Consider the following 10,162-nt stretch of genomic DNA (forward strand, 5'->3'; position numbering starts at 1 on the left):
GGACAAAATTGCCAGGAGCAATTTTGGACAGCGCTTGCGCTGGCCCCGAAGGGGTGAGCCCCAGGGATGGGGCGAACAATCCGCGAAGCGGCGATTTTCTTGCCGGGAGCCAGGGTCGCCAGGGTATTGTAGTGACAGAGTAGCAAGGAACATAAAGTGAACGGAATGACCACCACAGCCGTATGTTCCCCCTCACCCCAACCCTCTCCCAAAAAGGAGAGGGAGCCGTCCGTGCTCGTATTTTTTGTGGGGATCCCTCAACCCACCAGGAGAGGGCCGGCGTGAGGGCACCAGACCGCACTGAATTACCCCACCATCACTCCACCGCAAACGCCTTATCCAGCTTGCTATACCCCAGCCCGTTAATCTTTTTCACCTTAATCTGCACCGGAATTCTCTCTTTCATCGCCTCAACGTGGCTAATCACACCGATGGTTTTTCCGGTCGCGTTCAGCGCATCGAGCGCATCGAGCGCCGTATCCAGCGTTTCACTATCCAGCGTGCCAAACCCTTCATCCAGGAACAGAGAGTCAATACGCGTTTTATGGCTGACCAGGTCAGAAAGCGCCAGCGCCAGCGCAAGGCTGACCAGGAAACTCTCGCCACCTGAAAGGGTGCGGGTGTCACGCACCGCGTCAGCCTGCCAGGTATCAACCACTTCCAGCTCCAGCGCGTCGCTCGCTTTACGCTGGAGCAAATAGCGGCCGTGCAGGCGGTTAAGCTGCTGGTTGGCAAGCCAGACCAGATTATCCAGCGTCAGCCCCTGGGCAAATTTACGGAACTTGTCGCCGGTACTGGAGCCAACCAGCGCGTTGAGATAACCCCAGTCTTCGGCAAGACGTGCGGCCTCATCGATTTGTTGCATCAATGCCTGCTGATGCAGACGGTTATCGCTGTCCTGCTTAAGCTGCTGGCGGATCTCACCCTGGTGGGTGGTATTGTCGCGCAGCCTCTGCGCCAGCTGTTGCAGTTGCGCCTGTAAGGTAGGGACATCGCAGTCAGCCCCCTCCGGGCGCAGTTGCAGGTGACCTTGCAGCTGCTGGTTCGCTTGCCCAAAGAGTGCTGTTGCCTGCTGATTCTGGTTTTCCAGCGTCTGTTTCAGTTGTTCAAGGCGAAGAAGCGTGTCGTTATCCAGAAGCGCGGCCAGGAATGCCTCCTGATCGGCAAAGGTGCTTGCTGCCAGTGCTGCTGCAAACTGGGCCCGCGACTGCTGCATACGCTCACTTTCCAGCCCTTCCTGCTGCTGGAGCGTCGCAAGCTGGCTTTGCAGCGAGACACACTCATTGTGAATCTCGCGCCAGTTATCCGGGATAATGGCTTCAGCCTCTGCGGTATCTGTCTCTGGCAGCGTATCGAGCAGTGGCGTCAGGGCGTTAATACGCTCCTGTATGGCGCTGTGTCGGGTTTGATTTTCCTGCCATACCGACAATTCGCTTTCGCGCGCTGCCAGCCAGGCAGCTTCAGCACCCTCTTCAGGAGCGGTCAGCGACAGCGCACTCAGCATATTTTCCAGCGTCTGGCGGGTTGCAGACCACTGTTGCTGGTACTGCCGCTGCTGCTCTTCCTGCTCGTTGAGCTGGTTTTGCAGCGTCAGGCGCTGGCTCAGCTGATAAAGTTGGTGCTCGTAGTGTTCCTGCTCGTTCATCCATGGGGCGATATCATCCTGAATATTCAGATGAATATTCAGCGAGCTGCACACTTCTTGCCATTCGTTAGTAAGTGATTGCTCTTCCTGAGATAAGGTTTGCGCCTCAGCTGATTCGCGCTGGATCTGCTGGGTCAGGGCATTAACCTGCCCCAGAACCAGCAAACCTTCCTCTTTCAGCGCCGCGACCTCTTTTGCCAGCTCGTCGCGGCGACGCTGGCTGGCACTGAGCTCCAGCGCCTGATATTCCGTCACCGCCGGGTGCGTTGTTGAACCGCACAGCGGGCAAGGGTGCCCGGCCTGCAACTGGGCGCGTTCGGCTTCCAGACTTTTGATTTTCTCTTCTTGTCTGCAAAGCTGTTCGACATCCAGATAGTGCTGGTTTTTCTCCTTGTATTGCTGCCTGCGCAGCGCGAGGGTGTCGTTGAGTTTCGCCTGGTCAGCCTGGGCTTTTTGCACGCTTTCGCCATATTGCGTCAGGCGTTTTTGCAGTGGCTGATAGCGTGCGTGGAGCGTCGTCAGGCGCTGGCGCGCGGTGCGCGACCGGCCTTGCTGCTCCATCGCCACCGCAACCTCTTCTGCCGTCAGCATCAGGCTGCTTACCGGCAAAACGGCCAGTTTTTGACGCAGTTCCGCAAGACGGGCGGTGAGTGCAACAACTTGATTTTTATCGCGGCTCAGTTGGGTGAAATGGGCGCGCCATCCGGCAATTTCCTGGCCCCACTGGCGGAAACGTTCATGTCCGGCAAGCCACTGTGCCAGCATCGTCAGGTCGGCTTGCAGTTGTTCGCGAGTACGTAGTGCGCCGTTGCGGATCCGCGCCCGCTGTGCGTTTCTTGCCTGTAAGCGAGTATTTACTTCAACAATCTGCTGCTGTGTTTGCGCGAGGCGAGCGGTCTGCTCGCGCTGGCTCTCCCAGAGCGGACGCAGCGCGGCGGCAGGCTGCGCCAGCTGAAGTTTTGCCAGATCTGGCCCGGCATCAGCCAGTGCCTGCTGCGCCTGCTGCTGCAAAGCCGTGGCGCGTTGTTGCTCGCGCAGCAGTTCGTCGTGACGCGTAAGCCACTGAAAGGTTTGCTGTTGACTCTGCTGTTGTGCCAGCAGGGTTTTCTCTTCGTCAGTAAGTACCTGCAAACTTTGCTGCAACTGCTGTTGCTGCTCTTCACTCAACAGCACCACGCCAGCGGCCTGGGCCTCGCACATCTCCAGGGCGCTGCGGGCCGTTTTGTGTTGTTCATATACTCGTGCTGAAATCTGGCCGTAGATCTCGGTGCCGGTGAGTTCTTCCAGTAGCTCGGCGCGATCGCCGGGTTTCGCATTAAGAAAGGCAGCAAATTGCCCCTGAGAGAGCAGCATCGAGCGGGTAAAACGATCGTAATCCAGGCCCGTCAGGGCTGCGGTTTGTTCAAGCTTGTCTGTCACTTTATCGGCAAGGATTTTACCGTCTTCGCAGCGCGCCAGCTCCACGCGCGGGGCCTGTAAGTTGCCGTCCGGCTGGTTACGCGCCCGGTTCTGGCTCCAGAAAGCTCGGTAAGCCGTGCCTTTGACTTCAAACTCCACTTCCGCCAGGCATTCGGCGGTATCGCGAGTCATCAGGTCATTTTGTGCCTGAGAAACTTTTTGCAGGCGCGGCGTTTCGTGGTACAGCGCAAGGCAAATGGCATCCAGCAGCGTAGTTTTACCCGCTCCGGTAGCGCCGGTAATGGCAAATAAACCGTTGCTGGCGAAAGGCTCAGCGGTAAAGTCGATTTTCCACTCACCCTTGAGTGAGTTGAGGTTTTTCAGACGCAGGCTCAGGATTTTCATGCGTTCTCTTCCTCGTCATTCAGTGCGTTCAGCGTATGGGCGAACAGCTCGTTCAGCCGGGCGCGTTTTGCATCATCCATCTCTTCCTGGGCCAGTCGGCGTTCAAAAACCTCTTCGACCCTCAGCTCGCTAAGCGTTTCGCGCTGAGCGCTCAACAGGATTTTCTCGCGCTGTTCACGGCTGCGGCGCACCAGCAGCACCTCGACGGGCAAATCTTCCGTTAAGGCCTGAATTTTACGCTGCATATCATGCAGATATTCATCGGTGGTGATTTCGATATCCAGCCAGACCGGCGGTTCTTGTGCGACGCCGCGCCACTGCTCAAGCTGGGTGGTAATGGCCATCAGGTCGCCTTTGAGTACCGCGAGCGGCTGGGTGACCGGGACGTCTAGCGTATCGACGGCGCTGAGTTTGCCAGCGGTAAACGTCACCAGATGCACGGATTTGGTTTTGCCCGTCTCGTCAAAACTCAGGGAAATCGGGGAGCCGCAATAGCGAATATGTTCGCTGCCGCCAATCATTTGCGTGCGGTGAATATGCCCCAGTGCGATGTAATCCGCTGGCGGGAAGTTTTGCGCCGGGAAAGCATCAAGCGTGCCGATATAAATGTCACGTACCGCGTCACTTTTGCTCGCCCCGACGGTGGTCAGATGCCCGGTGGCAATCACGGGAATTGCCTGTTCACCGCGAAGGGCGCAGGCTTCTTCATACTGCTGGTGGTAGTAGTCGGTGATGCTCTGCAACAGGTGCTGCTGCTTTTCGCCACCGGAAAGCCCGGCCTGACTCTGAACGATATCTCTAGGACGTAAAAAAGGCACCGGACACAGCACCGCACCCGGCGTTCCGTCGCGCTTTTTCAGGATCTGCGGAGCGTGCCCGGCGCTGGCAACAACCGTCGTATTGAGGAACGCGAGGATGTCGCGGGATTCATTCAGCGTTGCCACGGAGTCGTGGTTACCTGCAACAATCACCAGATGACAGCCGGTTTGCTGTAAGTTAACGACAAAACGGTTATACAGCTCACGCGCATAGCTTGGCGGCTGCCCGGTATCAAAAATATCACCGGCAACAATAATGGCATCAACCTGATGCGTCTGGGCCGTTTCCAGCAGCCAGTTCAGGAAGGCTTCATGTTCTGCGGCGCGGCTTTTGCTGTAAAAATTTTGACCCAGATGCCAGTCCGAGGTGTGAAGTATGCGCATAACGGTTCCGTGGCAAAAAAAAGAAGATAGGATTATAAACTTTCAGAGAACGGAAAATAACCGCTGTAATAAAACAACAGTTTGCCATTTATAGTGGTAATGTTTTTCATAAATCTGTCATAAATCTGACGCATAATGACGCCGCATTACAAACTTGTAACTTAAATAAGATAAGACAGGGCAAAGTATGGCGAGACGTATTCTGGTCGTAGAAGATGAAGCTCCGATCCGTGAAATGGTGTGCTTCGTGCTCGAACAAAATGGCTTTCAGCCGGTAGAAGCTGAAGATTATGACAGCGCGGTGAATCAACTTAACGAACCCTGGCCTGATTTGATTTTGCTGGACTGGATGCTGCCTGGCGGCTCGGGATTGCAGTTCATCAAACACATTAAACGTGAAGCGATGACCCGCGATATTCCGGTTGTTATGCTCACGGCGCGCGGTGAAGAAGAAGATCGCGTGCGCGGTCTGGAAACGGGCGCTGACGATTACATCACTAAACCGTTCTCACCTAAAGAGCTGGTTGCCCGTATTAAAGCGGTGATGCGCCGTATTTCGCCAATGGCAGTGGAAGAGGTGATTGAGATGCAGGGCTTAAGTCTTGATCCAACGTCACACCGCGTAATGACCGGCGAAAACCCACTCGATATGGGGCCAACCGAATTCAAGCTGTTGCATTTCTTTATGACCCACCCAGAGCGCGTCTACAGCCGCGAGCAGTTGCTGAATAACGTCTGGGGGACTAACGTCTATGTCGAAGACCGGACGGTTGATGTCCATATTCGCCGCTTGCGTAAAGCGCTGGAACTGAGCGGCCACGATCGTATGGTGCAGACGGTCCGCGGCACGGGTTATCGTTTTTCGACCCGTTTCTGAACAATGACAGGAGTGTGACGCGTGCTGGAACGTCTGTCATGGAAAAGGCTCGTTTTTGAACTCATTCTTTGTTGTATCCCGGCCCTCATTCTGGGGGCGCTTGTTGGACACTTGCCGTGGTTTTTACTGGCTGCGGTTACCGGGCTGCTGATCTGGCATTTCTGGAACTTACTGCGCCTTTCATGGTGGCTGTGGGTTGACCGCAGTATGACGCCTCCGCCGGGAAGCGGAAGCTGGGAGCCGTTGCTCTACGGACTGCATCAGATGCAGATGCGTAACAAAAAGCGCCGTCGTGAGCTCGGTAGCCTGATCAAACGTTTTCGCAGTGGCGCGGAGTCGCTGCCGGATGCGGTCATTCTGACCACCGAAGAAGGGACAATCTTCTGGTGTAATGGCCTGGCGCAACAGCTGCTTGGGCTGCGCTGGCCGGATGATAATGGCCAGAATATCCTTAACCTTCTGCGTTACCCCGAATTCACGCTGTATCTGAAAAAACGTGACTTTACCCGCCCGCATAATCTGAAACTGAACAATGGTCGTCACCTTGAGATCCGCGTGATGCCTTACAGCGATCAGCAATGGTTGATGGTGGCGCGTGACGTCACGCAGATGCACCAGCTGGAAGGGGCGCGACGTAATTTCTTTGCCAACGTCAGCCATGAATTGCGCACGCCGTTAACGGTGCTCCAGGGCTATCTGGAGATGATGCAGGAGCAAACGCTGGAAGGCGCGCCACGTGAGAAAGCGCTGCATACCATGCGTGAGCAAACGCACCGGATGGAAGGGCTGGTGAAACAGCTTTTGACCTTATCGAAAATAGAGGCCGCCCCGACGCTTGCGTTGAATGACACCATCGACGTGCCGATGATGCTGCGCGTTGTCGAGCGTGAAGCGCAGACCTTAAGCCATAAAAAACATCAACTGACCTTTGAGGTTGATAATGGCCTGAAAGTGCTGGGCAGCGAGGATGAGCTGCGTAGCGCCATTTCTAACCTGGTCTATAACGCAGTGAATCATACGCCGGAAGGGACGCATATTGTGGTGCGCTGGCAACATACCCCGACAGGAGCCGAATTTAGCGTTGAGGACAACGGGCCGGGCATTTCACCGGAACATATCCCTCGTCTGACCGAGCGTTTCTACCGCGTGGATAAAGCACGCTCGCGACAGACTGGTGGAAGCGGTCTGGGGTTAGCGATTGTGAAACATGCGCTCAATCATCATGAAAGCCGTCTCGATATTCAGAGCACGTTAGGGAAAGGGACCCGCTTCAGTTTCGTTATCCCGGAACGATTAATTGCCAAAAAGATCGCCTGACAACAGGCGTGTCATTTTTCCTTTCCACGGGCCAGCGATTGCTGGCCCGTTTGCTTTGCGGTCAAATGAAACCTGAATGAATTTTATACGTCTGATGCTTTTTTGTTCGCATGATTAGCCATGGGTTTTTCTTATAAATAGCGTATTGTGCTGGTCTGTTTTCTCATGCTGGCATATTGTTCTGGTTTTGCGATCCCACCTTGCCTTTAAACGTTATAAGCGTTTAAATTGCCCCCCAGATACTGTCGGACTGACTGTATTTGCGTGGTAAATCGAAAAACTATTCTTCTCCACGCCAGGACGGGAGAATATCCCGCTGAAATTGAGCAAATTTTCCGCTGTATTGTCCCGTCAGGGATGGCGAAAATCTCAACGTTTTCAACACCACATCCACAGGCAGTAAGGTTTTATGACCCATCACTTAAAATCGCGCGACATCATCGCGCTGGGCTTTATGACATTTGCGCTGTTCGTTGGCGCAGGCAACATCATTTTCCCTCCAATGGTCGGCTTACAGGCGGGTGAACACGTCTGGACTGCTGCGTTTGGTTTCCTGATTACTGCCGTAGGTCTACCGGTACTGACCATCATTGCGCTGGCGAAAGTCGGCGGTGGTGTTGATAGCCTGAGCACACCTATTGGTAAAGTGGCGGGCGTTCTGCTGGCGACGGTATGTTACCTGGCTGTTGGCCCACTGTTTGCGACCCCGCGTACGGCAACAGTTTCCTTTGAGGTGGGGATTGCCCCGCTGACCGGCGACGGTGCGATGCCGCTGTTCATCTACAGCCTGGTGTACTTCGCGATTGTGATTCTGGTTTCTCTCTATCCGGGCAAACTGCTGGATACCGTGGGGAACTTCCTGGCACCAATGAAAATTGTGGCGCTGATCGTGCTGGCCGTTGCGGCTATCATCTGGCCGGCTGGCCCTATCAGCGATGCCATGGACGCCTATAAAAATGCGGCGTTCTCCAACGGCTTTGTGAACGGTTATCTGACCATGGATACGCTGGGCGCGATGGTGTTTGGTATCGTTATCGTGAACGCGGCGCGTTCCCGTGGCGTGACCGAAGCGCGTCTGCTGACCCGCTATACCGTCTGGGCTGGCCTGATGGCCGGTGTGGGTCTGACGCTGCTGTATCTGGCGCTGTTCCGCCTGGGTTCCGATAGCGCCATGCTGGTTGATCAGAACGCGAACGGTGCCGCTATCCTTCATGCTTACGTGCAGCACACCTTTGGTGGTGCGGGCAGCATGTTGCTGGCGGTGCTGATTTTCCTGGCCTGTCTGGTGACGGCCGTTGGCCTGACCTGTGCGTGCGCTGAGTTCTTTGCTCAGTATCTGCCGCTCTCTTACCGCACGCTGGTGTTTATTCTGGGCATCTTCTCAATGGCGGTATCAAATCTGGGTCTGAGCCACCTGATTCAGGTGTCCATTCCGGTGCTGACGGCCATTTATCCGCCGTGTATTGTGCTGGTGGTGTTGAGCTTTACCCGCCCATGGTGGAATAATTCATCGCGAATTATTGCGCCAGCCATGTTTATCAGCCTGCTTTTTGGTATCCTTGACGGAATCAAAGCATCAGCATTCAGTGAAATGCTGCCAGCCTGGACACAGCGTCTGCCGCTGTCCGAACAAGGTCTGGCATGGCTGATGCCTACCGTTGTAGCGCTGGTTCTGGCCATTATCTGGGACCGTGCAGCAGGGCGTCAGGTTACCTCTAACGCGCATTAATCAACGGCAACAAACTGTTTAACCACGGGGCTTAAGGCCCCGTGGTTTTTTGTTTTTTTCGTGTTGAATGGCAAGATTTAAATGGAAAGCACTAACAAACTCAAACGTGGACTGAGCACCCGCCACATCCGCTTTATGGCGCTGGGTTCAGCTATCGGTACGGGTCTTTTTTATGGCTCGGCAGATGCCATCAAAATGGCCGGTCCAAGCGTTCTGTTGGCCTACATCATTGGTGGTGTGGCGGCATATATCATCATGCGTGCGCTGGGCGAAATGTCCGTGCATAACCCTTCTGCAAGCTCCTTCTCTCGCTACGCGCAAGATAACTTAGGACCGCTGGCAGGCTACATCACTGGCTGGACCTACTGTTTTGAGATCCTGATTGTGGCGATTGCCGATGTCACCGCCTTCGGCATCTACATGGGGGTCTGGTTCCCGGCCGTACCGCACTGGATTTGGGTGCTAAGCGTGGTGTTGCTCATCTGCGCCATCAACCTGATGAGCGTGAAGGTGTTTGGTGAGCTGGAGTTCTGGTTCTCCTTCTTTAAAGTCGCCACGATTATCATCATGATTGCGGCCGGTTTCGGCATCATCATCTGGGGTATCGGTAACGGCGGTCAGCCAACCGGTATTCATAACCTGTGGAGCAACGGCGGCTTCTTTAGCAACGGCTGGCTCGGCATGGTGATGTCTTTGCAAATGGTGATGTTTGCGTACGGCGGTATTGAGATTATCGGCATCACCGCAGGTGAAGCGAAAGACCCGGAGAAATCCATTCCTCGTGCGATCAACTCCGTGCCGATGCGTATTCTGGTGTTCTATGTGGGTACGCTGTTTGTCATCATGTCTATCTACCCGTGGAACCAGGTGGGCACCGATGGTAGCCCGTTTGTCCTGACCTTCCAGCATCTGGGGATCACGTTTGCGGCCAGTATTCTGAACTTCGTGGTGCTGACGGCTTCGCTGTCTGCCATTAATAGCGATGTGTTTGGCGTGGGGCGTATGTTGCACGGGATGGCAGAGCAGGGCAGCGCGCCAAAGGTCTTTGCGAAAACCTCTCGTCGCGGTATTCCGTGGGTGACGGTGATGGTGATGACCATTGCGCTGCTGTTCGCGGTGTACCTCAACTACATCATGCCTGAGAACGTCTTCCTGGTGATTGCATCGCTGGCGACCTTCGCGACCGTGTGGGTGTGGATTATGATCCTGCTGTCGCAGATTGCCTTCCGCCGCCGTCTGCCACCGGAAGAGGTGAAAGCGCTGAAATTCAAAGTGCCGGGTGGTGTGGTGACGACCATTGTTGGGCTGGTTTTCCTGGTCTTTATTATCGGGCTGATTGGCTATCACCCGGATACCCGTATTTCCCTGTACGTGGGCTTTGCGTGGATTGTTCTGTTGCTGGCAGGCTGGATGTTTAAATGCCGCCGCGACCGCCAGCTGGCGCAAGCGCAGTAATCCTTTTTCACCCTCTCCCGGTGGGGTGAGGGATCCCCACAAAAATTACGAGCACGGACGGCTCCCTCTCCATTTTGGGGAGAGGGCTGGGGTGAGGGGGAACATACGGCTCTAGTGGTTATTCCGTTCACTTT

The 10,162-nt window shown here is 55.1% G+C and carries 6 protein-coding genes; 4 read left to right on the forward strand and 2 right to left on the reverse strand.

Annotation, left to right across the window (positions count from 1 at the left end):
* Positions 1-316 precede the first annotated feature (316 nt).
* Complete coding sequence (gene sbcC / locus M987_RS10420) at positions 317-3,448, reverse strand: exonuclease subunit SbcC (protein WP_014069086.1); 3,132 nt, start codon at positions 3,446-3,448, stop codon at positions 317-319.
* Positions 3,445-4,650 carry an exonuclease subunit SbcD gene (gene sbcD, locus M987_RS10425; RefSeq protein ID WP_014069087.1) on the reverse strand — a complete coding sequence of 402 codons (1,206 nt, stop codon included), beginning with the start codon at positions 4,648-4,650 and terminating at the stop codon, positions 3,445-3,447. The genes sbcC and sbcD overlap by 4 nt, the downstream gene beginning before the upstream one ends.
* A 187-nt stretch (positions 4,651-4,837) precedes the next feature.
* On the opposite strand from sbcD, the gene phoB reads away from it, so the two are divergent.
* The 4 genes from phoB (at position 4,838) to proY (ending at position 10,028) form a co-directional block, all read left to right on the forward strand.
* The gene (phoB, locus tag M987_RS10430) at positions 4,838-5,527 is read left to right on the forward strand and encodes a phosphate response regulator transcription factor PhoB (protein ID WP_003859122.1); all 690 of its coding nucleotides are present in this window, start codon (positions 4,838-4,840) and stop codon (positions 5,525-5,527) included.
* Between the two features lie 21 nt (positions 5,528-5,548).
* The gene (phoR, locus tag M987_RS10435) at positions 5,549-6,844 is read left to right on the forward strand and encodes a phosphate regulon sensor histidine kinase PhoR (protein ID WP_014069088.1); all 1,296 of its coding nucleotides are present in this window, start codon (positions 5,549-5,551) and stop codon (positions 6,842-6,844) included.
* Between the two features lie 409 nt (positions 6,845-7,253).
* The gene (brnQ, locus tag M987_RS10440) at positions 7,254-8,573 is read left to right on the forward strand and encodes a branched-chain amino acid transporter carrier protein BrnQ (protein WP_014069089.1); all 1,320 of its coding nucleotides are present in this window, start codon (positions 7,254-7,256) and stop codon (positions 8,571-8,573) included.
* 81 nt (positions 8,574-8,654) lie between these two features.
* On the forward strand, positions 8,655-10,028 hold the full coding sequence (gene proY, locus M987_RS10445) for a proline-specific permease ProY (protein ID WP_014069090.1): 1,374 nt from the start codon (positions 8,655-8,657) through the stop codon (positions 10,026-10,028).
* Positions 10,029-10,162: the final 134 nt, after the last annotated feature.

The sequence above is a fragment of the Enterobacter soli ATCC BAA-2102 genome (assembly GCF_001654845.1).
Classification (GTDB): domain Bacteria; phylum Pseudomonadota; class Gammaproteobacteria; order Enterobacterales; family Enterobacteriaceae; genus Enterobacter; species Enterobacter soli.